Here is a 23317-nt window from a genome sequence, read left to right as displayed (position 1 = left end):
AAAAACAGGATCAAAAGATCGCAGCCTGCGGCAGCTCCTACAGGGGTGGGTCATGCTCTGGCGGCGAGTTGCCAGACGCGGGCGATGTCGGTCGCACGCTCGCGCAGCAGCCGTGGTGCTTCGGCGCAGGCCTGCTCCAGCGACATCGGGCCGCTGGTCACGGCGAATGCGGCATCGATGCCATGCTCGTAGAGTGCCTGATAACCCTCACCCAGCGTCCCGGCAATGACGATCACCGGCACGCCATGTTGCTTGGCAATCCGCGCCACGCCAAACGGGGTTTTGCCACGCAAGGTCTGGGCATCGAAGCGCCCTTCGCCGGTAATCACCAGATCCGCGCCTTTGACTGCTTCGGCGAGCCCGACCAGTTCGGCGACCACTTCAACCCCGGCCTGAAACTGTGCAGCGAGAAACGCCTTCGCAGCGAAACCCAAGCCACCGGCCGCGCCACTGCCCGGCTCGTCGCGAACGTCTTTGTGCAATGCCTGCGCGCACCGTTCGGCGAAATGCCCCAAGGCTTGATCCAGCTGCTGAACCTGGGTTGGCGACGCGCCTTTCTGCGGGCCGAAAATCGCCGAAGCACCGTGCGGGCCACACAACGGATTGTTCACATCGGCGGCAATGTCAAAACGCACCTGCGCCAGACGCGGGTCGAGTTCGCTCAAGTCCAGACGCGCGAGTTGCGCCAAAGCCAGGCCACCCGGCACTAACGGCTGACTCTGCGCATCGAGCAACTTCAACCCCAAGGCCTGCATCGCGCCGGCGCCGCCGTCGTTGGTCGCGCTGCCGCCAATCGCCAGAATCACCCGTTGTGCGCCAGCATCGAGCGCGGCGCGGATCAATTCGCCAGTGCCGAACGTGCTGCTGATACAGGCGTCGCGTTGCGCCGGCTGCACCAGTTGCAAGCCGCTGGCCTCGGCCATTTCGATGATCGCGGTGTGGTTGTGCGGTAACCAGCCCCAGGCGGCGTCGACCGGCGCGCCCAATGGGCCACGCACTCGGGTGCGGCGCAGCTCTCCTTCACAGGCTGCAAGAATCGACTCGACCGTGCCTTCGCCACCATCGGCCATCGGGCATTTGACCAGAGCGGCCTGCGGCCAGACTTGCGCCAGGCCCAGGGCAATGGCTTCGGCAACGCCTTGGGCACTCAGGCTGTCCTTGAACGAATCGGGGGCGATGACGATTTTCATGCGAATTCTCCAGTTCCAATGCTCCTCATGCTGCCAGTCGGCATGCGCATTGACGCCGGTCCGTTGCACAAGCGGCGCAGGCGTTTATTGTTCATTTCCACAAAATCGATTGCACCAACAACACACTTACTACTCCACACTCCATCTGTAGGAGCTGCCGAGTGCAACGAGGCTGCGATCTCTTGATCTTGAAAAACAAAATCAAAAGATCGCAGCCTCGTTGCACTCGGCAGCTCCTACAGGGGCGATGAGGTCAGGGCTCGGTTTGCGGCAGGAGTTGCACGCCAAGATACAGCGCCAGCATCCCATCGAGCCGCAGCGGATCAACCCCGCTCAGCTCGGCAATCCGCTCCATCCGATAACGCAGGCTGTTGCGATGGATCCCCAACGCATCCGCGCACGCCTGACTCTGCCCGTCGTGTTCGCACCAACTGCGCAACGTCGCCAGCAACTGACCGTTGCCGTCCTTGGCGATCACTTTGCGCAACGGCTTGAGCAATTCATCCAGCGCGTCATCGTTGCGATGGCGCCACAACATCACCGGCAGGCGATATCGGTTGAGCGTCAGCAGTCGCGAGTGCGGCAACACCTCACGGCCATAGGCGAGCAGATCGCCGACCCGTCGATAACAACGGCGCAACCCGATCAGCCCGTCCGCCTGACCGCCGACGGCAATGCGCAGGATCTTCCAACCCAAGCCATCGAGTTTCTCCAACAGGCGATCATGCTCGACGTTCTGACTCGCCGGCCGACACCAGAGCAGCGACGACTTCGCCGAACTCACGCACCAGCTATCGGGGTAGCGCGACGTCAGCCAGGCGCTCAGTGCCTCGACGGTTTGCCCTGGCGCATGTTCAAGGCCCAGTTCGAACAGATACGGCACCCGCGTCAATTGCGGTTTAAGTCCAAGCTGCTGCGCCTCGTCGACCAGACGTGGGGAATCCCCGGCCTCGCTCAACAGCAAGGCCAGCAGATCATCACAACGCTGACGCCGCCATTGCTGCTCGGCCTGCTGATTGCGCTGGCCGACGAGCATTTCGGCGGTCATGCGCACCAGTTCGGCGTAAGTGCGCAATTGCTCAGGCTCGCCGGTGATGCCGAGCACACCGATCAGGCGCTGATCGAGCAGTAGCGGCAGGTTGATTCCCGGCTGCACGCCTTTCAGATGCACCGCCGTCTGTGCGTCGATTTCCACCACCCGACCGTTGGCCAGCACCAGTTGCGCGCCTTCGTGGCGGGTGTTGATGCGCTCCGGTTCGCCGCTGCCGAGGATCAATCCCTGGCTGTCCATGACGTTGACGTTGTAGGGCAAAATGGCCATGGCGCGGTCGACGATGTCCTGGGCGAGGTCGTGATCGAGTTCAAACATAGAGGGCAAAATCCTTGAAAACACGCGCGGACGGTTGTTCACCCGCACAGGGTCTGGCGGCAAACCCTGTGCTCAGGCACAAAGACAATCCGGCCAAAGGTGGCCGAGACTCTCGGGACGATCAACGTTAACCTGTGGATCGCAAAAAATCATAATAAAGAGAGAGCCGCTATGTCGCAGAGCGCCGCAGCTACCCAGACCATCGAAGACGATAAAAATGCCGTTTACAAACGCATCACCCTGCGTTTGATCCCCTTCATCTTCATCTGCTACTTGTTCAACTACCTCGACCGGGTCAACGTTGGATTCGCCAAACTGCAGATGCTCGACGCACTGAAGTTCAGCGAAACCGTGTACGGCCTCGGTGCCGGGATCTTCTTCATCGGCTACGTGCTGTGCGGCGTACCAAGCAACCTGGCGTTGACCAAGTTCGGTCCACGGCGCTGGATTGCGGTGATGATGATCACCTGGGGCACGCTGTCGACCTGCCTGTTGTTCGTCACCACACCGACTGAGTTCTATACCCTGCGGCTGTTTACCGGTGCGGCCGAAGCCGGGTTCTTCCCGGGCGTCGTGCTGTATCTCTCGCAGTGGTTCCCGACCTTCCGTCGTGGCCGGATCATGGCGCTGTTCATGTCGGCGATCCCGGTATCCGGTCTGCTCGGCAGCCCGTTCTCTGGCTGGATCCTCAATCACTTCGCCGCAGGCCAGGGCGGTCTGGCCGGCTGGCAGTGGATGTTCCTGCTGCAGGGCATTCCGACGGTGATCCTCGGCGCCCTCGCCTATTTCCTCCTGAGCGACAGCTTCGCCAACGCCAAGTGGCTGACGCCGCACGAGCGCGCGGTGCTTGAGGCCGATCAGGCACAGGACCTGGCGAACAAACCGAAAACCACTTCCGACTCGCTGCTGGCGGTATTCAAGAACCCGGCAATCTGGGCGTTCGGCCTGATCTACTTCTGCATCCAGAGTGGCGTGTACGCGATCAACTTCTGGCTGCCGTCGATCATCAAGAACCTCGGCTTCAGCGACAACCTGGTGATTGGCTGGTTGAGCGCGATCCCTTATCTGCTGGCAGCGGTGTTCATGCTGCTGGTGGGTCGTTCGGCGGATTTGCGCAAGGAACGTCGCTGGCATCTGGTGGTACCGATGTTGATGGGCGCGATCGGTCTGGTGATCGCAGTGAATTTCGCCGCCAACCCGGCGATCGCGATTCTCGGCCTGACCATTGCGACCATGGGTGCGCTGACCGGTCTGCCAATGTTCTGGCCAGTGCCAACGGCGATGCTGAGTGCAGGCGCTGCGGCCGGTGGCCTGGCATTGATCAACTCGATGGGGCAGATGGCGGGTTTCCTTAGTCCGTACCTGGTTGGTTGGGTCAAGGACAGTACTGGCTCGACGGATGCGGCGTTGTATCTGCTGGCGGGTGTGATCGTTGGCGGGAGTCTGTTGGCGTTGCGGATGACGCGGACGTTGCGCGCTTAATAGCAAAGATCGCAGCCTTCGGCAGCTCCTACCTTGGAATGTGTTCCTTGTAGGAGCTGCCGCAGGCTGCGATCTTTTTGCGTTTAAACGCCACAATAATTCACTTTGCGCCCCGTTACGCATCTGGTATTTGTTGGGGTTTCCCACCGACAAAAGGATTTCGGCATGAGCTATCGCACACTGGGGCAATCGGGGTTGCAAGTGTCTACCCTCACCCTCGGCACAATGATGTTCGGCGAGCAGACCAGCACCGAAGAGTCGTTGCGCATCATCGACAAGGCCTGGGATCAGGGCATCAACTTCATCGACACCGCCGACGTCTACACCAACGGTCGTTCGGAAGAGATCGTCGGTGAAGCGATTGCCGGCAATCGGCATGAGTGGGTGCTGGCGACCAAGGTCGGTTTCGGCCCGGTGGACGGTGTGCCAAACCGCAGCGGCCTCAGCCGCAAGCATATCTTCAATGGTCTGGACGCCAGCCTGACCCGGTTGGGCACCGACTACCTCGACATCTATTACCTGCACCGCGAAGACCACAACACGCCACTGGACGTCACGATTTCAGCGATTGGCGATCTGATTCGTCAGGGCAAGATCCGTTATTGGGGTTTGTCGAACTATCGCGGCTGGCGGATTGCCGAGGTGATTCGTATCGCCGATAAACTCGGTGTCGATCGGCCGGTGATCAGCCAGCCGTTGTACAACATCGTCAACCGTCAGGCCGAGACCGAGCAGATTACCGCCGCGCAAACCTACGGCCTCGGCGTGGTGCCTTACAGCCCATTGGCCCGTGGCGTGCTCAGTGGCAAGTACGCGCCGGACGTGACACCGGACGCCAACAGCCGCGCCGGGCGTCAGGACAAGCGCATTCTGGAAACCGAATGGCGCGTGGAATCGCTGCGCATTGCCCAGCAGATTCAGCAGTACACCGAGCAACGTGGCGTCGGCATCGTCGAGTTCGCGATTGCCTGGGTGTTGAACAACAGCGCGGTGACCTCGGCAATTGTCGGGCCGCGTACCGAAGCGCAGTGGGATGCCTACACCAAGGCGCAGGCGGTGAAGATCACCGCTGAAGATGAAGCGTTCATCGATTCGCTGGTGACACCGGGGCATGCATCGACACCGGGCTTCAACGATGTCAGTCATTTTGTGTCCGGCCGCAAAACCCACTCAGCCTGACGCCCTCGTGTAGGAGTTGCCGCAGGCTGCGATCTTTTGATCTGTTTTTTTAAAATCAAAAGATCGCAGCCTGCGGCAGCTCCTACAATTATGCGTATCTACGTGTGGGAAATAATGAGCATCCGGCCAATATTCAGCACAAAAACCACGTATCCTTCGCGCCCCGTTTGATCACCCACCCGCGAGGACAGTTTGTCTAAAGGTATCGCTTTATCGGTTTCAGCCTCGGTGCTGTTTGCCGTCATGTATTACTACACCTCGCTGCTCACACCCTTGAGCGGCGTGGAAATTTTCGGCTGGCGGATGCTGCTGACGGTACCGTGCATGACCGTGTTCATGCTGGTGTCCGGCGAATGGCGACGCGTGCTGGAGCTGGTTCGGCTGATGGCGGCAAAGCCAAAACTGATCGCCGGCTTGATCGTCTCGGCCGGATTGCTCGGTGTGCAGTTGTGGCTGTTCATGTGGGCGCCGCTCAACGGCTACAGCCTCGATGTGTCGTTGGGCTATTTCCTGCTGCCGCTGGCGATGGTGCTGACCGGACGCATTGCCTACGGCGAGAGCCTGTCGTACCTGCAAAAAGTCGCGGTGTTCTTCGCCAGCCTCGGCGTGTTGAACGAGTTGTATCAGGTCGGTGGTTTTTCCTGGGCGACACTGGTGGTGGTCATCGGTTACCCGCTGTACTTCGTCCTGCGCAAATACCTGAAAACCGATCACCTCGGTGGGCTGTGGGTCGACATGACCCTGATGCTGCCGATCGCCTACTGGTTTGTGCACGGTGGCGAGCAAGGCTTGGGCGTGTTCGATCAATACCCGGGACTGATGTGGCTGATTCCGCTGCTCGGGCTGATCAGTGCATCGGCGTTGGTGGTGTACATCATTGCCAGCCGCTTGCTGCCGTTCAGTCTGTTTGGGCTGTTGAGTTACGTTGAGCCGGTGTTGTTGCTCGGGGTCGCGTTGCTGCTCGGTGAGAGCATCAAGTCCGGCGAATGGCTGACTTATATTCCGATCTGGATGGCGGTTATTGTGCTGGTCTTCGAAGGCTTCAAACACCTGATGCGCCAGCGCCGGCCATAAACGCAAAAGATCGCAGCGTGGAATGCATTCCCCTGTAGGAGCTGCCGCAGGCTGCGATCTTTTGATCCTGAAAAAAATCCCGACACTGCATCACTGCAGGCCGGGATTTTTCATTTCAGCAACAGATTACTCGGTGGCAAGTACACCACGACGCACCTGATCGCGCTCGATCGACTCGAACAGCGCCTTGAAGTTGCCCTCGCCGAAACCATCATCGCCTTTGCGCTGGATGAATTCGAAGAACACCGGCCCCATCAGGGTTTCCGAGAAAATCTGCAGCAGCAGACGCTTGTCGCCCTGATCCGATGCGCCGTCGAGCAGAATGCCGCGCGATTGCAATTGATCAACTGGCTCGCCGTGGTTCGGCAGGCGGCCTTCGAGCATTTCGTAGTAGGTTTCCGGTGGCGCGGTCATGAAGCGCATGCCGATCTTCTTCAACTGATCCCAGGTCTTGATCAGGTCGTCGGTGAGGAACGCAACGTGCTGGATGCCCTCGCCGTTGAACTGCATCAGGAACTCTTCGATCTGCCCGGCACCCTTGGACGATTCTTCGTTCAGCGGGATACGGATCATGCCGTCCGGTGCGGTCATCGCTTTCGAGGTCAGGCCGGTGTATTCGCCCTTGATGTCGAAGTAGCGGATTTCACGGAAGTTGAACAGCTTCTCGTAGAAGTTTGCCCAGTAAGCCATACGACCGCGATAGACGTTGTGGGTCAGGTGGTCGATGATTTTCAGGCCGGCACCGACCGGGTTGCGATCGACGCCTTCGATGAATACGAAGTCGATGTCATAGATCGAACTGCCTTCACCGAAACGGTCGATCAGGTACAGCGGCGCGCCGCCAATGCCTTTGATCGCCGGCAGGTTCAGCTCCATCGGACCGGTTTCGATGTGGATCGGCTGCGCGCCGAGTTCCAGTGCGCGGTTGTAGGCCTTTTGCGAATCCTTGACGCGGAACGCCATGCCGCAAACGGACGGGCCGTGTTCGGCCGCGAAGTACGAAGCGACGCTGTTGGGTTCGTTGTTGAGAATCAGGTTGATCGCGCCCTGACGGTACAGGTGCACGTTCTTCGAGCGGTGGGTCGCGACTTTGGTGAAGCCCATGATCTCGAAGATCGGCTCCAGGGTGCCAGGCACCGGCGACGCGAGTTCGATGAATTCAAAGCCCATCAGGCCCATTGGGTTTTCGTATAGATCGGTCATGGTGACGCCTCATCATTCTTATCAAATTAACCAGGGTTATTTGTCAGTCTGCGAGGTCGGTGGGTGGCGCACAGGAGATGCCACGCACACTGCGGGCGAGGAAGTCACCGTAGATCAGTTGAAACCCGAATATCTTCATTGTCGACCCAAGGCTCTTGCGGGCGAGGCTTCTGCTGCCAGAAGACGATTATTATTGTATGCGTAACCCGATTCTACACAGCGTAAATAGGCTTGTCTGCCCTCTCTATAAAATCCGCTTTTTTGCCGACGGCGCAAGGGGTTTGTTGCACAGATAAATGCCCGTCAGGATCAATGCACCGCCCAAGCCCATGGTCAGCGTCAGCTGTTCACCGAGCAGCAGCGCGCCCAGCAGCACCGCCGTCAAAGGGTTCAAGGCGATAAATACCCCTGAGCGCGTCGCGCCGATTTTGCGAATGCCATCGTAATAACCGATGTATGCCAGCGCCGAACCGAGTACGCCTAAATAGACAAGGCTCAACCACTGTGGCGTGCCGAGGTTGAGCAATGCCGCCCAGCTCAGCTCGCCACGCACCGCCGCCAACGTCCACAGCATCAGCGTGCCGATCAGGATCGAATACGTCACGGTCTGCACCGGGCCGAGTGCCTGATTGAGGCCACGGGAAAATAATGAATAAACACCCCAGCCCAGCACGCAACCGAGGATCAGCACGTCACCGAACCAGGCGTCGGGCGTTGCTGCCAACAGTTGTGGATTGCGGCTGACGATCACCACACCTGCACCGACGATGCACACCGCGATGCCAGCGACTTTCACCCGGCCGAGACGTTCTTTGAACAGCAACCACGACGCGAGGCCGATCACCGCCGGATTCAACGCAACAATCAATGAAGCGCGCGAGGCGTTGATGTATTGCAGGCCATAAAAGAAGCACAGGTTGTAGAAGAAAATCCCGAAGAACCCCAGCATTGCCAGTTGCAGCCATTGCCGTGGCGTCGGCCGTGCCAAGGGAATTCGCGCCAGCCACAGGAACCCGAGCAACGCGGCACTGGCGAGCAGGAATCGTAGACTGGCAGCGAACATCGGGCTCAGGCTGCCGGCGAGAAAACGCCCGGCGACGAAGGTTCCGCCCCACACCATGGTGACTGCCGCCAATGTCAGATAGACCGGCATCTCGGCGGCTGTCGTGTGGGTTTGCTCGAGATTATGCATAAGGCATGAGACCGGATGACTGGAGGATGGCTTATCATTCACCTCATTCCTGATCATCGTAAAATGAGCAATTACTCATGACCCTTACACAGCTGGAAATCTTCTCGCTGGTGGCCGAGCTGCGTGGATTCACCCTCGCCGCCCATCGCTTGGGCATTTCCCAGTCTGCGGTGTCTCACGCGCTGAAATCGCTGGAGCAGGAACTGGGCGTCGAACTGCTGCGTCGACATCAGTCATCCGTTGAACTCAGCGATATCGGCGAACAACTATTGCTGCGCGCTCGGGCCATGCTCGGTCTGGCCAATACGTTGCGTCAGGAGGCTGCCGATGCCCGTGGCATGAAGCGCGGCACATTGCGCATCGGCTCGTTCGGCCCGACTTCATCGATCAAACTGTTGCCAGGGATTTTGCAGCGCTATCGCGAGGCGCATCCGGGCATCGAAGTGCATATAGATGAAGGACCGGATCGACAGGTGATCCAGTGGCTGGAAGAGCGGCGGATCGATATCGGTTTCGTGGTCCTTCCCGAAGAGCGCTTCGACACCTTTGCCTTGATTGAAGATCAGATGCTTGCCCTGCTGCCGATCAACCATTCCTTGGCGACACGCTCGGCGTTGAGCCTCAAGGATTTGTGCAACGACCCGTTCGTGCTCACCGAAGCGGGATCTTCCGAGCTGGTGTCGCGACTGTTCAGCGCGGCTCGGCTGCAACCGAACATTCGATTTCGCTGCTCGCAACTGCTCAGCACCCTCGACACGGTCAGTCGTGGCGATGCGATCACCGTCGTCGCCGAAAGCTCACTGCCGCATGCGCAAAATCCGCAGTATGTGAAAGTCGCGCTGTCGCCACAGGTCAAGCGTCAGGTCGGCCTCGCAGTCCTCGATCAGCGCCAGGCCTCACCCGCCACACTGGCCTTTATCGAGTTGGCCACGCAGATGAATCATTCATGAGCGGCGCAAGCGGCATCTGCCATCTATCCTCCCCTCTGGCTCAAGTGTTTTTCAGCGGCGCGCCGTTATCCGGCCTGCATTGCGCAGCCCCACTTCATCGCGACAGGATGCGCCCATGCCGTTAACCGTCAGACCTCGCCGCAAACGCAGCACGCGCATCGCAGTGACCTTGCTCAGCGGGTTGCTGCCAGTGGCGCTCGGGAGTGTGATTCTCTATATGCAGGCCGAGCGCACTTTGCAGCAAAACACCGGGCAGACTGCCACCGAGGCGTTGCGCCAGTTCGAGTTGATGCTCGACAACACCGCGCAGGCGGCCAGGGAATTGCTGCCGCTGGCCGGAAAAACCTGCGAAGACGTCAAACTGGCGTTGCGCGAGCAAGTCACCCGCCGGCCGTTCGTGCGCTCGACCAATCTGGTCTGGGACAACAATCTCTATTGCAGTTCGCTGTTCGGCGACTACAAGGAAGCGGTCAATTCCGGCGATTACCACGAGGGTAAGTTGTGGCTCATGAACGGCAACCCGGTGACGCCCGACACCGCGCTGCTGGTGTACCGTTTGAGTGACGGTCGCGGCGGTGCGCTGACCACGCTTGACGGTTATCACTTGAGCAACATTCTGCGCTTGATTGGCCGACAAACTTTGTTGTTGCTGCAGGTCGGCGACAACTGGTTGTCCGCCGACGGCAAAGTGCATCAGGACGCCCTGCCCGCGCCGCCAGTTGCACAAAGCATGCTGCAGTCGTCGCGCTATGCTTTCAGTGTCGCCGCCGGTTACCCGCAAGGCGAAACATGGCGCTATATGGCGAAGGAATATCCGCCACTGTTCAGCCTGTTGATGTTCTTTGGCGTGGTCTCCGGTGCGATCGGTCACGTCCTGCAAAAACGCTCGACGTCTCCCAGCCATGAAATGCTCCGTGCGCTGGAAGCCGGCGAGTTCATCCCCTACTTCCAGCCAGTCGTGCACGGCGACAGCAAGAAATGGTCAGGGGCCGAGGTGCTGATGCGCTGGAACCATCCGAAAGAAGGCCTGGTGCGCCCGGACCTGTTCATTCCGTTTGCCGAGCACTCCGGATTGATCGTGCCGATGACCCGTTCGTTGATGCAGCAGACCGCTGCCGTACTGGGGCCGCTGTCATCAACCTTCGCCACGCCCTTTCACCTCGGCATCAACATCACGGCGAGTCATTGTCGCGATCTGGAGCTGGTTGAAGACTGCCGCAAGTTTCTCGCGGCATTCGTCCCTGGCAGCGTCAGCCTGATCCTCGAGCTGACCGAGCGCGAATTGATTGAACCCACCGACATCACGCATCAACTGTTCGAGCAGTTGCACACCCTGGGCGTGAAGATTGCCATCGACGACTTCGGTACCGGCCACTCAAGCCTCGGTTACTTGCGCAAGTTCAACGTCGATTTCCTCAAGATCGACCAGAGTTTCGTGGCCATGATCGGCATCGACGCGCTGTCGCGGCATATTCTCGACACGATTATCGAACTCTCGGCCAAGCTTGATCTGGGGATTGTTGCCGAAGGTGTCGAAACTCAAGCACAGGCCGATTATCTGACCGCGTATCACGTCAACTTTCTGCAAGGCTATCTTTTCGGCAAACCAATGCCGGCTGCGGACTTCATCAGCGCATTAAGTCACCATTAACTTGCCGGGGTTAAGCTTGAAACGCCGACCAAGCGCACCAAACTGATACAAAACACCGCTGTTGTTACATGAAGACAAGATCAGGATTTACTCTTGGCGCATTAACTACTACAATTTTTTCAACCTGAGCAAAAATTCGCAGGTGAGCCATTTATCACCGAGTCGCTTCAAGGCTCTTGGCTTATAGCTTTGTTTGCGGTTGGTATCAGCCAAACACACTATTGGAGTAAAGATATTGTCCAGACTCGCTGAATTTCGTGCAGCTGAAAAGGCCCTTCAGGAACAGCTCAAGCAGCTGGAGTCGCTGAAGAACGATGCCGGGCTGAAGAAAGAAATCGAATTCGAAGAAAAGCTCCAGGGGCTGATGAAAACCTACGGCAAAGGCCTGAAAGACATCATCTCCATTCTCGATCCGAATCCGGCAAAATCCGCTCTGCAAACCTCGGCAGCACCGAAAACCCGCCGCGCACGCGTGGTCAAGGTTTATCACAACCCGCACACCGGTGAACTGATCGAGACCAAGGGCGGCAACCACCGCGGCCTTAAAGCCTGGAAGGAACAATACGGTGCTGCGACCGTTGATTCCTGGTTGCGCGGTTAATCTCACGCCAACAAAAAAGCCCTGCTCGATGCAGGGCTTTTTTATTGACAATATCTAACAAATGAAATGAATTTCATCGAACAAGTTAGGAATAGTCTGTAACGTTCGTGAGCGGATTGCTAAACATTTCGCTGCGGGATGTTGCCATTCGCGATCAACGTTTAACTTTGTGCTTAATCCGTTCGGGTATCTAGTCACGTCATGCATAGAACAGACGGCTAAAGTTTCAGACTGTTTCTTACCGCCACTATTTCGTCGGCACTCGCCTTATAAACCTCGGCCTGCCCTGCATAGGAAAGAACATAAGCCTTGTCCGCCTCGACCGCAGCAACCAGGGTTTGCGACAACACGTGTCGACCGTTTTCAGTGATCGTGCAAGTGGTCTCCAGCGCGGACAAAGAACCCAGCGTTGCCGGATGAATTTTGTTACAGACACTCTGGTAGCCACCCTGGAAGAAATCCTTCTGAATGGACTTGCGCATCTCCAGCAACACCCCCTGCAAGTTGACCTGATGGCCGGTCTCGACCTGCGTCATGGTCAACTCCATCACCATCACCTGATTGCCCTCGGTATCGTTTTTTACCGCTCGTTGCCGGGATACCTGCGGTGACGTTTGCGGCAACGCTTCAACCTCCCAGCCAGCAGGCCAGGTCACGCCCGGTGCGTCCGCCAGCGCGCAAGTTGCGGCAAGCGATAAAGCGGATAAAACAAACAGGGATTTGAACAGTCGGATCATTGCCGGGCGCACTCGCGGATTGAGCCGTAAAGTCTGAGCCTCGCCCACGCGCAGGGCAAGCCCGCCTTTCATTTGGCGATGCCGGCAGGCATGCGTATCATTGCGCCCATTCACTCGCCCATAGTTATTGGAGGGCCCATGAGCCTGCACGAACTGAACACTTTCCCCGGCGTCACCGCCACGCCAGACAGCGCAACCCAGCAATTTGTCTTCAACCACACCATGTTGCGTGTGAAGGACATCACCAAGTCCCTGGACTTCTACACCCGCGTGCTGGGTTTCTCGCTGGTCGAGAAACGTGATTTCGCCGAAGCCGAGTTCAGCCTGTACTTCCTCGCACTGGTCGACAAGGCGCAGATCCCGGCCGACGCTGCTGCGCGCACCCAGTGGATGAAGTCGATCCCGGGCATTCTCGAACTGACGCACAACCACGGCACCGAGAACGACGCGGAATTCGCCTATCACAACGGTAATACCGATCCGCGTGGCTTTGGCCACATCTGCATTTCGGTGCCGGACATCGTCGCTGCCTGCGCACGTTTTGAAGAGCTGGGCTGTGATTTCCAGAAGCGCCTGAGCGATGGCCGCATGAAGAGCCTGGCGTTTATCAAGGATCCGGACGGTTACTGGGTCGAGATCATCCAGCCAGCGCCGCTGTAAAAAGATCGCAGGCTTCGCCAGCTCCTACACAATCTCTGTAGGAGCTGGCGCAGGCTGCGATCTTTTACGTCAGGCATAAAAAACCCGTGATCGCTCACGGGTTTTTTCATTTCTGCCAGGACGTTTAAGCCGGAGCGGACGTGCGAATCAAGTGATCAAACGCGCTCAACGAAGCCTTGGCGCCCTCACCCACTGCAATCACGATCTGCTTGTACGGCACCGTAGTGACGTCGCCAGCCGCGAAGATCCCCGGGATCGAGGTCTCGCCGCGGTTATCGACAATGATCTCGCCACGCGGTGACAGCTCGATGGTGCCTTTGAGCCAGTCGGTATTCGGCAGCAAACCGATCTGCACGAAAATCCCTTCCAGCTCGACCGTGCGCAGCTCGTCAGTATTGCGATCCTTGTAGCGCAGACCGTTGACCTTCTGCCCATCCCCAGTCACTTCAGTGGTTTGCGCACTGGTGATCACAGTAACGTTCTTGAGGCTGTGCAGTTTACGTTGCAGCACAGCGTCAGCCCGCAGTTGCACATCGAACTCCAGCAGCGTTACGTGCGACACGATGCCAGCCAGGTCGATCGCCGCTTCAACGCCGGAGTTACCGCCGCCAATCACCGCGACACGCTTGCCCTTGAACAGTGGACCATCGCAGTGCGGGCAGTACGCCACGCCTTTGTTGCGGTAATCCTGCTCACCCGGCACGTTCATTTCACGCCAGCGCGCACCGGTCGCCAGAATCACGCTCTTGGCTTTGAGGGTCGCGCCGCTGGCGAAGCGCACCTCATGCAGCGCGCCGTTCTTGCCCGGGATCAGCTTGTCGGCACGTTGCAGGTTCATGATGTCGACGTCGTACTGTTTGACGTGTTCTTCCAGCGCCGTGGCCAGTTTCGGCCCTTCGGTTTCCTGCACGGAAATGAAGTTCTCGATGGCCATGGTATCGAGCACCTGACCGCCGAAACGTTCAGCGGCGACGCCGGTGCGAATGCCTTTGCGTGCGGCGTAAATCGCTGCCGAAGCACCGGCCGGGCCACCGCCGACCACCAGCACGTCAAAAGCTTGTTTGGCGCTGATCTTTTCAGCCTGACGCTCGATGGCGCCGGTGTCGAGTTTGGCGAGAATTTCTTCCAGACCCATGCGGCCCTGACCGAAGTTTTCACCGTTGAGGTAGATGCTCGGCACGGCCATGATCTTGCGATCGTTGACTTCGTCCTGGAACAGCGCGCCGTCGATGGCGACGTGGCGGATGTTCGGGTTGAGCACGGCCATCAGGTTCAGCGCCTGGACCACGTCCGGGCAGTTCTGGCAGGACAGCGAGAAGTAAGTCTCGAAGCTGAACTCGCCTTTGAGCGAGCGAATTTGCTCGATCACTTCAACGCTGGCTTTCGACGGGTGGCCGCCGACTTGCAGCAAGGCCAATACCAGCGAAGTGAATTCGTGGCCCATCGGGATCCCGGCGAAACGCAGACTGATGTCAGCGCCCGGGCGGTTGATCGAGAACGATGGCTTGCGGGCATCGTCACCGCTGTCGATCAGAGTAATCTGGCTCGAAAGACTGGCAACGTCTTTCAGCAGTTCCAGCATTTCACGGGATTTCGCACCGTCGTCGAGGGAAGCAACGATCTCGATCGGCTGGGTGACCCGTTCCAGGTACGATTTCAACTGGGCTTTAAGATTGGCGTCCAACATACGGGCGATTTCCTTTATTTGAGGCGAAAAAAAGCCCGAACGAATCTCGCCCGGGCATTTTTTTGGGCGGTGCAGCGTACTTAAGAAGGTGCGGCGTACCGCCCTGAGTTGCGTGTCACAGACTTAGATCTTGCCGACCAGGTCCAGGGACGGAGCCAGAGTGGCTTCGCCTTCTTTCCACTTGGCCGGGCAAACTTCGCCTGGGTGAGCAGCAACGTACTGAGCGGCTTTGATCTTGCGCAGCAGCTCGGAAGCGTCACGGCCAACGCCGCCATCATTCAGTTCAACGATTTTGATCTGGCCTTCAGGGTTGATCACGAAGGTGCCACGGTCAGCCAGACCAACTTCTTCAATCAGCACGTCGAAGTTGCGGGAGATGGCGTGGGTCGGGTCGCCGATCATGGTGTATTCGATTTTGCCGATGGCTGGCGAAGTGTTGTGCCAGGCAGCGTGGGCAAAGTGGGTATCGGTGGAAACGCTGTAGATCTCTACGCCGAGTTTCTGGAAAGCAGCGTAGTTGTCAGCCAGGTCTTCCAGCTCGGTTGGGCAAACGAAGGTGAAGTCGGCTGGGTAGAAGAACACGACCGACCACTTGCCTTTCAGGTCAGCGTCCGAGACTTGAACGAAGTCGCCGTTTTTGAACGCGGTAGCTTTGAACGGTTTTACTTGGCTGTTGATGATAGGCATTGATGACTCTCCGTCAGGGTTGTGAATTCGATGGGTGAATCCTACCCACTCGTTCGACGGATGGCTCATTGGCAAACCTGATGCTGCTGATTTGTTTTCGCTATTAGCGGACTGTATTAATAGAAGAAAACGATATCTACGACGAAGCCGGGTTATCCGTAATCCGAGCCATCCCTTGAAATGGGCTGGCTTCAACATAGCGCATCGCCGACTTCATATCCTTCCAGCCGACATAACTCATCAGCGATTTCAGATCCCAGCCACTCTGATGCGCCCAAGTGGCGAAGCCGCGTCGCAACGAGTGGCTGGTGTAGTTTTCGGCGGCAATTCCGGCGCGCTCCAGCGCCTGACGCAGTAACGGGATGATGCTGTTGGCGTGCAAGCCCTCCTCGTTCAGATTGCCCCAGCGATCAATGCTGCGAAATACCGGGCCACGCACCAGCGCCGCTTCGCTGATCCAGTCGATGTAGGCCTGCACCGGGCACAGCTTGAGCAGTGCCGGGGCTTGATAGGTCTGCCCGAGGTTCTCCCGGTCCCCTTTACTGCGCGGCAAATACAAGGTGATGCCTTTGCCGGCGTGCGCTTGCACGTGTTCGATCTGCATGCGGCACAACTCGTCGCTACGGAACCCACGCCAGAAACCTAGAAGAATCAGTGCGCGATCACGGTAAGCCTTGAGCAGTAACGGTCGATCCTGCTGCTCCCTCGCAGTTTGCGCCTCTTGCTCCAGCCAATCGATGACGCGCTGCAGATCCTGCAATTGCAATGGCTCGGCTTGCTTCTCCTGCGCCGGGTGCAGAGCACGAATGCCTTTGAACACCTTGCGCACTACCGGCGCCTTGGTCGGATCGGCAAAGCCCTGGCTGTTGTGCCATTGCGCCAGCGCCGACAGACGCAGCTTCAGCGTGTTGACCGACAGCTCGCCGGCATGTGCCACCAGATACCGCGCGACGCTGTCGGCCGTGGCCGGCAGGAACCCGCCCCACTTCACTTCGAAATGCTCGATGGCCGCGCGATAGCTTCGGCGCGTGTTGTCACGGGTGGCGGCTTGCAGATAGCGATCCAGATCGCTCATGGGCTGTTTTCTCGTTGGCGTACTACTGCGGCGGCGCAGATGTGCATTTTGCCGTCTGACACTGGGTAATACTAGTATATCCCGCCTCTCGTCCTGCAATCATTTACCTTTATTTTCAGCATGGTACACTGCGTACTTTAGTGGCATGTACCACAGTACGTAATCGTAGGAGTTCACATGGCCCGTGGCGGCATTACCAAAGCACTGGTGCAGATCGCGCGCACGGCGATTCTTGCTCGCGGCGAACACCCAAGCATCGATGCAGTACGCATCGAAATGGGCAACACCGGCTCGAAGACCACGATCCATCGGTATCTGAAAGAGCTGGATGACGGCGCGCAACCGGTAGAAGCCTCGGCTGAACCGATCGACGATGAGCTGACCGCTCTGGTTTCACGCCTCGCGCAGCGCCTCAAAGAGCAGGCGCAAGAGCCCATCGAGCAAGCTCGCGAGCAGTTTGAGGAGCAGCGCGAGGCGCTGGAATCGGAGCTGAAGCAGATCCGCCAGGCGCTGGAAAAGCTTGAACAGGCGCACGACATTCAAGGCGCAGCGCTGGAGCGCGAGTCCGAAGCCCTGAATAGCACGCGCTCAATGCTGCAGACCGAGCAAACCCGTAATGCCGGTTTGAATCAGGCACTGGCCGACTTTGAGTTGCGCCTGCAGGACAAGGACGAGCAGATTCGCTCGCTGGAAGAAAAACACCTGCACGCCCGCGACGCGCTGGAACATTACCGCAACGCCAGCAAAGAACAGCGCGAGCAGGAACAGAGCCGTCACGAAGGCCAGGTGCAGCAAATTCAGGCCGAACTGCGTCAGGCACAGCAAAGTGCACTGGTTCGCCAGGACGAAATCACCCAACTGCACCGTGACAACGAACGCCTGCTCACGGAAAACCGTGGCACCCTGCGCGAACTGAATCTAATGCAGGATCAGCTCAAGCAGAGCAATCAGCGTCAGGATCAATTGCTTGAACAAGCGGCCCGTGTCGATAGCGAACGCACCCTTCTCCAGGAACGTTTACGTGTAGCAGGATTGGAAAGCCAGGCACTCAAACAGAGCGTCGATGAGCAAACGCTGCTGAATCAGTCATTGAAAAAGGAACTGAGCAACGCTCAGGCGAGCCTGGAAGAAAGCCAGCGTCTGGCAGCTACCGTAGCGGCAGCGCCAGACTCGGCCAAATCGAAAGACGCTTAAGCGCCGACCGGCGTACGCATGGTGACAAACTCTTCGGCGGCCGTCGGGTGCACCCCGATCGTGTCGTCGAAGTCACGCTTGGTCGCACCAGCCTTCAAGGCAATCGCCAGGCCCTGGACGATTTCACCGGCGTCTGGGCCAACCATGTGACAGCCGAGGACTTTGTCGGTCTTGCCGTCGACCACCAGTTTCATCAGGGTTTTCTCCTGACACTCGGTCAAGGTCAGCTTCATCGGGCGGAAGCGGCTTTCGAAAATCACCACATCGTGACCCGCTTCGCGCGCCTCTTCTTCGGTCAAACCCACCGTGCCGATGTTTGGCAGGCTGAACACCGCGGTCGGGATCATCTTGTAATCTACCGGACGATATTGCTCCGGCTTGAACAAGCGTCGTGCCACTGCCATGCCTTCCGCCAGCGCTACCGGCGTCAATTGCACACGACCGATGACGTCGCCCAACGCCAGAATCGATGGCTCGCTGGTCTGGTATTGCTCGTCGACCTTGATGAAGCCTTTGTCGGTGAGCTGCACATCGGTGCTTTCCAGCCCGAGATTGTCGAGCATCGGGCGGCGGCCGGTGGCGTAGAAAATGCAATCCGCCTCCAGCTCACGACCATCCTTGAGGGTGGCTTTCAGACTGCCGTCGGCCTGCTTGTCGATACGCGCGATGTCGGCATTGAATTGCAGATCCAGGCCACGCTTGGTCAGTTCTTCCTGCAAGTGCTTGCGTACCGAACCGTCGAAACCGCGCAGGAACAGATCACCGCGATACAGCAGCGTGGTGTTCGCGCCGAGGCCGTGGAAGATCCCGGCGAACTCGACCGCGATATAACCGCCACCCACCACCAGCACACGCTTTGGCAGCTCTTTGAGGAAGAACGCTTCATTGGAACCAATCGCGTGCTCGCGCCCCGGAATCTCCGGAATCTGCGGCCAACCGCCAGTGGCGATCAGAATGTTTTTCGCGGTAAAGCGCTCGCCATTCACCTCAACTTCATGCGGGCCGACGATTTTCGCGTGTGCTTCATGCAAGGTCACGCCGCTGTTGACCAGCAGATTGCGATAGATGCCGTTGAGGCGATTGATCTCGCGATCCTTGTTGGCGATCAGCGTCGCCCAATCGAAATTCGCTTCGCCCAGGTTCCAGCCGAAACCGGACGCCTGCTCGAAGTCTTCAGCGAAATGCGCGCCGTACACCAACAGTTTTTTCGGCACACAGCCGACGTTGACACAGGTCCCGCCCAGATAACGGCTCTCGGCCACCGCCACTTTCGCGCCGAAACCGGCCGCAAAACGCGCAGCCCGTACACCGCCGGAACCGGCACCAATCACATAAAGGTCAAAATCGTAGGCCATTTCTATCTCCTCGGCAGGGGATCAGCATACCCGGAGTCATCCTTTGGGCAAGCGCTGCTATCCATATAGGGGCGGAAAATGAAAAAGCCACCCGAAGGTGGCTTGTTCATGCAGACCAATCAAGCGCTCTTAGTAAGCCTTGCCAGTCTTGTAGAAGTTCTCGAAGCAGAAGTTGGTCGCTTCGATGTAGCCTTCAGCACCACCGCAGTCGAAACGCTTGCCTTTGAATTTGTAGGCCATCACGCAGCCGTTCTGGGCTTGTTTCATCAGGGCGTCGGTGATCTGGATTTCGCCGCCCTTGCCTGGCTCGGTTTGTTCGATCAGGTCGAAAATGTCCGGGGTCAGGATGTAACGACCGATGATCGCCAGGTTCGACGGCGCGTCTTCCGGTTTTGGCTTCTCGACCATGCTGTGCACGCGATAGATGTCGTCGCGGATCATTTCGCCAGCGATAACGCCGTACTTGCTGGTTTCCTGCGGATCGACTTCCTGGATGGCGATGATCGAGCAGCGGAACTGCTTGTACAGCTTGACCATCTGGGTCAGTACGCCGTCGCCTTCGAGGTTGACGCACAGGTCATCCGCCAGTACCACGGCGAACGGTTCGTCACCGATCAGCGGGCGGCCGGTGAGGATCGCGTGGCCCAGACCTTTCATTTCGGTCTGACGGGTGTAAGAGAACGAACACTCGTCGAGCAGCTTGCGGATGCCGACCAGGTATTTCTCTTTGTCGGTACCCTTGATCTGGTTTTCCAGCTCGTAGCTGATGTCGAAGTGGTCTTCCAGAGCGCGCTTGCCACGACCGGTAACGATGGAGATTTGCGTCAGGCCAGCGTCCAGTGCTTCTTCGACGCCGTACTGGATCAGTGGCTTGTTTACCACCGGCAGCATTTCTTTAGGCATGGCTTTAGTCGCTGGCAGGAAGCGAGTACCGTAACCGGCTGCTGGGAACAAGCATTTCTTGATCATATAAGTCCTTGAAAGGGCTGTGTGTACGAGTTTCGGCGCAGTCTAATCAGGCGGCGTGCACCTTACAATGCCCCGCACTGGCTAACCGATGCCATCATAGAGAAATATTCTCGCCGATAGTTCCCTCGGCTTCTGCGCAGAGTCAGAACAGCGTAGCTCAAAGGCGCCGGCAAACTGCACAACCATACGCTCATCACACCCCAATGGGAGCATTTGCCGGTATCATGACGGCTTTGAACCAGCGAACGAGACAGATAGATGGCCGAAGCAAAAATCATCAACGGGTACACGGTCGACAAAGGCAAAGATGGCCAGTGGCACATCACCGCCAGCAATGGCGAAGATGTCTCCGGGCCGCTACCCAGCGAAGCGATGGCAATTGAAGTAGCGTCGGTGCTCGATTACACCCCTCCCGCGCCAAAGCGACGCGGCAAAACTCAGGACTGATCAGTCCCGAGATACAAAGAGCCCTGCCAGTGTGCAGGGCTTTTTTTGTGGCTGCGCAAAAACACGTGGCCAATCGCTATAACCTTTTCATACCGGCGCTGTCAGAGCGTCTAGTCCCCCTCGCTGAAGACGAACATAACCATGAACATGAACAGATTACTGCCCCTTCTCGCGGTATTGGCGCTGAGCGGCTGCGCCACGTCCGAAACCACGTACCTGAACAACGGCGAGCAGGGGTTGAGCATCGATTGCTCCGGCGAAGCCAATTCCTGGGCCACCTGCTATGAAAAAGCCGATGCTTCGTGCGCAGGCACCGGTTATCGCATCGTCGGTACCGACGGCACGCCACAGCCCAAGGAGAGCGACAAGACCCTGGGCGTCGACGTCGGCAACTATAAAAATCGCAGCGTGGTGGTGGTCTGCAAGTAAACCTTACATGTGAATTTCGGCGAACTTGATCCCGAGGCCGCGCACCACTTCGATCAAATCGTCGAGCCGGCCGAAAGATTCGACCTCATCGTTGTCATCCACCAGGAAATAACTGCGCCCGGCGCTTTTCTTGAAAAACACGATCCACTCCCCCGGGTTCGCCGGGTTCTGGATTACATGGGTGGCAGAGATCAGGCCCTCTGCGTGGCGTTCCCGTACTTGCTCTCGCTTCATCGCGACTCCAGAAATGAAAATGCCGCCACAGCATCACTGTGACGGCATCGATACTGATGACTGAACAGTCTATCAGCCGGAAATACACGCGTTGGCCGCGTTACGCACATCTCGTGGACGTACCGGCACATTGGACATGCGCTCATGCAGCTTGATGCTGCTGCCGCCGGAGCGATCTTCAATATCAAATACGGCGGCCGGGCCTGAGGAAAACTTCCCCGGAACGATCACACGAACGCCGTCCTTGTGCGGCTGCATCTGCAATGCACCACGGCTGTCCGCGAGTTTTTCGGCCAGGCATTGAGCATATTCATGGGGCTTCTTGCCGGAGATCACGCTCATGGTCGGCAATGTTTCATTGATTTCGGAAACATTCGCACAACCAGCCATAGCCAAAACCAACGGCACACACACCACACCCCACTTCATACAAAACCTCCGTTAAAGACCGTCCGACAGCACAAATGCCGTTTTTCTCCGGGGCCTTCTGCATTTAACCCGCATCCGATTGCGAATATCTGTTCAAAATTGTCAAACCAACGCCCGACGGCCAGATAATAACCCGTGCGGGCTGATAAACTGCGCCCAATCGACAAGCTATCGTTTTGATTTTGTAGAAAAAGCCCTTCTGGAGGCGCCCATGAAATTCATTCACCAGCGCGAACACCTCAACGAAGACGACATCGTCGTCATCCAATGCTCGCAAATGTGCAACATCCGTCTGATGAACGACGCCAACTTCCGCAGCTTCAAGAACGGCGGTCGTCACACCTATCACGGCGGCGCTTTCGACACCTTCCCGGCACGTATCACGGCGCCGAGCACCGGTTTCTGGAACATCACCATCGACACCGTCAACCGTCGGCCAATCAGCGTGACGCGCAAGCCGACCCTGACCCATTCGATCAAGATCATCCGCCGCTCCAGCACCAAACTCAGCTGAGACGCTCTGCCCATTCAAAAGGAATGCATGACCGTGGCCCAAACGACCAAATACGTCATCAAGTACAAACTCAACGGTGAGCGCCGCTTCGAGTTCGCGCAACTGGTAAACGGCACCGAAGCGGAAGCTCGGGCCGAGCTCGACAAAATCCACGGGAAGGAAGACCTGATCAGCGAAATCGCTGTCAGCAAAGCGCTGTAAGACACCGACAGCAATTTGACCGCAAGCGGCGGAGTGTTCTGCCGCCTGTCCTCGCTCAGACTGATCGACTCGACCTTGCGTCAAGGAGTCAGTATGTCGATGTCACCTTCCCGGCTGGACACCCTCGATTGGGCAGACCTGGAACAACAGCTGGATGAACACGGTTGCGCGGTCATTCGCGCGCTGCTGTCGAGTGAAAGCTGTGATCGCTTGAGTGCGCTGTATCCGCAGACCGAACCGTTTCGCGCGCAGGTGATCATGGCCCGCCACGGTTTCGGTCGTGGCGAGTACAAGTACTTCCGCTATCCGCTGCCCGCAACGGTCGAGCGCCTGCGCACCGCCCTGTATCCGCGCCTGGCGCCACTGGCGAATCGCTGGTACCAACGAATGAATCTACCCATCGAGTTTCCGCCCACGCACGCCGAATTCTTGCAGCGCTGCCATGCGGCTGGCCAGTTACGCCCTACTCCGCTGTTATTGCAGTACGGCCCGCAGGACTACAATTGCCTGCATCAGGATCTGTACGGCGAATCAGTGTTTCCACTGCAAGTGGCGATCCTTCTGTCAGAACCGGGGCTGGACTTTACCGGCGGTGAATTCGTCTTGACCGAGCAACGCCCGCGCATGCAAACACGCCCGCAAGTGCTGGACCTGAAAAAAGGTGACGCGCTGATCTTTGCCGTGAACCAGCGCCCGGTAAAAGGCACGCGCGGCGACTATCGGGTGACCATGCGTCATGGCGTCAGTCGCCTGCACAGTGGAAAACGGCATACCCTAGGCATCATCTTTCACGACGCGTCATGACTCT

Annotated in this window: 25 protein-coding genes; 13 read left to right on the top strand and 12 right to left on the bottom strand. The window is 58.0% G+C overall.

Features of this window, described 5'->3' with window-relative positions:
- Positions 1-50 precede the first annotated feature (50 nt).
- Both QOL84_RS04920 and QOL84_RS04915 read right to left on the bottom strand, forming a co-directional pair.
- Positions 51-1190: a glycerate kinase gene (locus QOL84_RS04920; RefSeq protein WP_283436399.1), complete on the bottom strand. Its 1140-nt coding sequence runs from the start codon at positions 1188-1190 to the stop codon at positions 51-53.
- Between the two features lie 253 nt (positions 1191-1443).
- Positions 1444-2559 carry a sugar diacid recognition domain-containing protein gene (locus tag QOL84_RS04915; protein WP_283436398.1) on the bottom strand — a complete coding sequence of 372 codons (1116 nt, stop codon included), beginning with the start codon at positions 2557-2559 and terminating at the stop codon, positions 1444-1446.
- A gap of 171 nt (positions 2560-2730) precedes the next feature.
- On the opposite strand from QOL84_RS04915, the gene QOL84_RS04910 reads away from it, so the two are divergent.
- From QOL84_RS04910 to rarD, 3 genes are all read left to right on the top strand, one after another.
- Positions 2731-4041 carry an MFS transporter gene (locus QOL84_RS04910; protein ID WP_283436397.1) on the top strand — a complete coding sequence of 437 codons (1311 nt, stop codon included), beginning with the start codon at positions 2731-2733 and terminating at the stop codon, positions 4039-4041.
- Between the two features lie 165 nt (positions 4042-4206).
- Positions 4207-5220, top strand: a complete 1014-nt coding sequence (locus tag QOL84_RS04905; RefSeq protein ID WP_283436396.1) for an aldo/keto reductase — start codon at positions 4207-4209, stop codon at positions 5218-5220.
- A 192-nt stretch (positions 5221-5412) separates the two neighbouring features.
- Complete coding sequence (rarD, locus tag QOL84_RS04900; protein WP_283436395.1) at positions 5413-6294, top strand: EamA family transporter RarD; 882 nt, start codon at positions 5413-5415, stop codon at positions 6292-6294.
- A gap of 126 nt (positions 6295-6420) precedes the next feature.
- Here the strand turns inward: rarD and hppD are convergent, their stop codons facing one another.
- Positions 6421-7497 (bottom strand): 4-hydroxyphenylpyruvate dioxygenase, encoded by a 1077-nt coding sequence (gene hppD, locus QOL84_RS04895; protein ID WP_129394006.1) that lies wholly within the window; start codon positions 7495-7497, stop codon positions 6421-6423.
- Between the two features lie 244 nt (positions 7498-7741).
- The gene (locus tag QOL84_RS04890) at positions 7742-8689 is read right to left on the bottom strand and encodes a DMT family transporter (RefSeq protein WP_283436394.1); all 948 of its coding nucleotides are present in this window, start codon (positions 8687-8689) and stop codon (positions 7742-7744) included.
- Positions 8690-8766: 77 nt separating this feature from the next.
- On the opposite strand from QOL84_RS04890, the gene QOL84_RS04885 reads away from it, so the two are divergent.
- From QOL84_RS04885 to QOL84_RS04875, 3 genes are all read left to right on the top strand, one after another.
- Entirely contained in the window at positions 8767-9639 is an 873-nt protein-coding gene (locus tag QOL84_RS04885; RefSeq protein WP_283436393.1) for a LysR family transcriptional regulator, read from the top strand.
- A 115-nt stretch (positions 9640-9754) separates the two neighbouring features.
- On the top strand, positions 9755-11290 hold the full coding sequence (locus QOL84_RS04880; RefSeq protein ID WP_283436392.1) for an EAL domain-containing protein: 1536 nt from the start codon (positions 9755-9757) through the stop codon (positions 11288-11290).
- A gap of 235 nt (positions 11291-11525) precedes the next feature.
- Entirely contained in the window at positions 11526-11891 is a 366-nt protein-coding gene (locus QOL84_RS04875; RefSeq protein ID WP_105706642.1) for a histone-like nucleoid-structuring protein, MvaT/MvaU family, read from the top strand.
- A 218-nt stretch (positions 11892-12109) separates the two neighbouring features.
- Here the strand turns inward: QOL84_RS04875 and QOL84_RS04870 are convergent, their stop codons facing one another.
- Complete coding sequence (locus QOL84_RS04870; protein WP_129396135.1) at positions 12110-12628, bottom strand: DUF4946 domain-containing protein; 519 nt, start codon at positions 12626-12628, stop codon at positions 12110-12112.
- Between the two features lie 138 nt (positions 12629-12766).
- On the opposite strand from QOL84_RS04870, the gene gloA reads away from it, so the two are divergent.
- Positions 12767-13288 (top strand): lactoylglutathione lyase, encoded by a 522-nt coding sequence (gloA, locus tag QOL84_RS04865; RefSeq protein ID WP_129394014.1) that lies wholly within the window; start codon positions 12767-12769, stop codon positions 13286-13288.
- 124 nt (positions 13289-13412) lie between these two features.
- Here gloA and ahpF read toward each other — a convergent pair whose 3' ends face one another.
- From ahpF to QOL84_RS04850, 3 genes are all read right to left on the bottom strand, one after another.
- Positions 13413-14975: an alkyl hydroperoxide reductase subunit F gene (gene ahpF, locus QOL84_RS04860; RefSeq protein ID WP_283436391.1), complete on the bottom strand. Its 1563-nt coding sequence runs from the start codon at positions 14973-14975 to the stop codon at positions 13413-13415.
- Between the two features lie 123 nt (positions 14976-15098).
- Positions 15099-15662: an alkyl hydroperoxide reductase subunit C gene (gene ahpC / locus QOL84_RS04855; protein ID WP_007912224.1), complete on the bottom strand. Its 564-nt coding sequence runs from the start codon at positions 15660-15662 to the stop codon at positions 15099-15101.
- A gap of 136 nt (positions 15663-15798) precedes the next feature.
- On the bottom strand, positions 15799-16737 hold the full coding sequence (locus QOL84_RS04850) for a site-specific integrase (RefSeq protein ID WP_283436390.1): 939 nt from the start codon (positions 16735-16737) through the stop codon (positions 15799-15801).
- 177 nt (positions 16738-16914) lie between these two features.
- On the opposite strand from QOL84_RS04850, the gene QOL84_RS04845 reads away from it, so the two are divergent.
- A complete protein-coding gene (locus tag QOL84_RS04845) occupies positions 16915-17931 on the top strand; it encodes a DNA-binding protein (RefSeq protein WP_283436389.1) in 1017 nt (338 codons plus the stop codon).
- On the opposite strand, the gene gorA is transcribed toward QOL84_RS04845, so the two are convergent.
- Both gorA and galU read right to left on the bottom strand, forming a co-directional pair.
- A complete protein-coding gene (gorA, locus tag QOL84_RS04840; protein WP_283436388.1) occupies positions 17928-19286 on the bottom strand; it encodes a glutathione-disulfide reductase in 1359 nt (452 codons plus the stop codon). The genes QOL84_RS04845 and gorA overlap by 4 nt on opposite strands.
- A 129-nt stretch (positions 19287-19415) precedes the next feature.
- Entirely contained in the window at positions 19416-20255 is an 840-nt protein-coding gene (gene galU, locus QOL84_RS04835) for a UTP--glucose-1-phosphate uridylyltransferase GalU (protein WP_129394025.1), read from the bottom strand.
- 258 nt (positions 20256-20513) lie between these two features.
- Here galU and QOL84_RS04830 point away from each other — a divergent pair, with 258 nt between their 5' ends.
- Both QOL84_RS04830 and QOL84_RS04825 read left to right on the top strand, forming a co-directional pair.
- Positions 20514-20702 carry a hypothetical protein gene (locus QOL84_RS04830; RefSeq protein ID WP_283436387.1) on the top strand — a complete coding sequence of 63 codons (189 nt, stop codon included), beginning with the start codon at positions 20514-20516 and terminating at the stop codon, positions 20700-20702.
- Between the two features lie 147 nt (positions 20703-20849).
- A complete protein-coding gene (locus QOL84_RS04825) occupies positions 20850-21131 on the top strand; it encodes a hypothetical protein (RefSeq protein WP_174823971.1) in 282 nt (93 codons plus the stop codon).
- A gap of 3 nt (positions 21132-21134) precedes the next feature.
- Here QOL84_RS04825 and QOL84_RS04820 read toward each other — a convergent pair whose 3' ends face one another.
- Both QOL84_RS04820 and QOL84_RS04815 read right to left on the bottom strand, forming a co-directional pair.
- Positions 21135-21365, bottom strand: a complete 231-nt coding sequence (locus tag QOL84_RS04820; RefSeq protein WP_064390226.1) for a hypothetical protein — start codon at positions 21363-21365, stop codon at positions 21135-21137.
- 72 nt (positions 21366-21437) lie between these two features.
- Positions 21438-21794: a hypothetical protein gene (locus tag QOL84_RS04815; RefSeq protein ID WP_129394030.1), complete on the bottom strand. Its 357-nt coding sequence runs from the start codon at positions 21792-21794 to the stop codon at positions 21438-21440.
- A gap of 211 nt (positions 21795-22005) precedes the next feature.
- On the opposite strand from QOL84_RS04815, the gene QOL84_RS04810 reads away from it, so the two are divergent.
- The 3 genes from QOL84_RS04810 to QOL84_RS04800 all read left to right on the top strand — a co-directional run bounded on the left by QOL84_RS04810 (position 22006) and on the right by QOL84_RS04800 (position 23313).
- Complete coding sequence (locus tag QOL84_RS04810; RefSeq protein ID WP_016984992.1) at positions 22006-22308, top strand: DUF1883 domain-containing protein; 303 nt, start codon at positions 22006-22008, stop codon at positions 22306-22308.
- A 27-nt stretch (positions 22309-22335) separates the two neighbouring features.
- Positions 22336-22509 carry a hypothetical protein gene (locus QOL84_RS04805; RefSeq protein WP_164979434.1) on the top strand — a complete coding sequence of 58 codons (174 nt, stop codon included), beginning with the start codon at positions 22336-22338 and terminating at the stop codon, positions 22507-22509.
- A 93-nt stretch (positions 22510-22602) separates the two neighbouring features.
- Positions 22603-23313, top strand: coding sequence for a 2OG-Fe(II) oxygenase (locus QOL84_RS04800; protein WP_283436386.1), 711 nt, complete (start codon positions 22603-22605; stop codon positions 23311-23313).
- Positions 23314-23317 lie beyond the last annotated feature (4 nt).

The organism is Pseudomonas helmanticensis (assembly GCF_900182985.1).
Taxonomy (GTDB): Bacteria; Pseudomonadota; Gammaproteobacteria; order Pseudomonadales; family Pseudomonadaceae; genus Aquipseudomonas; species Aquipseudomonas helmanticensis.
This window is presented reverse-complemented; position numbering and strand designations above follow the sequence as displayed.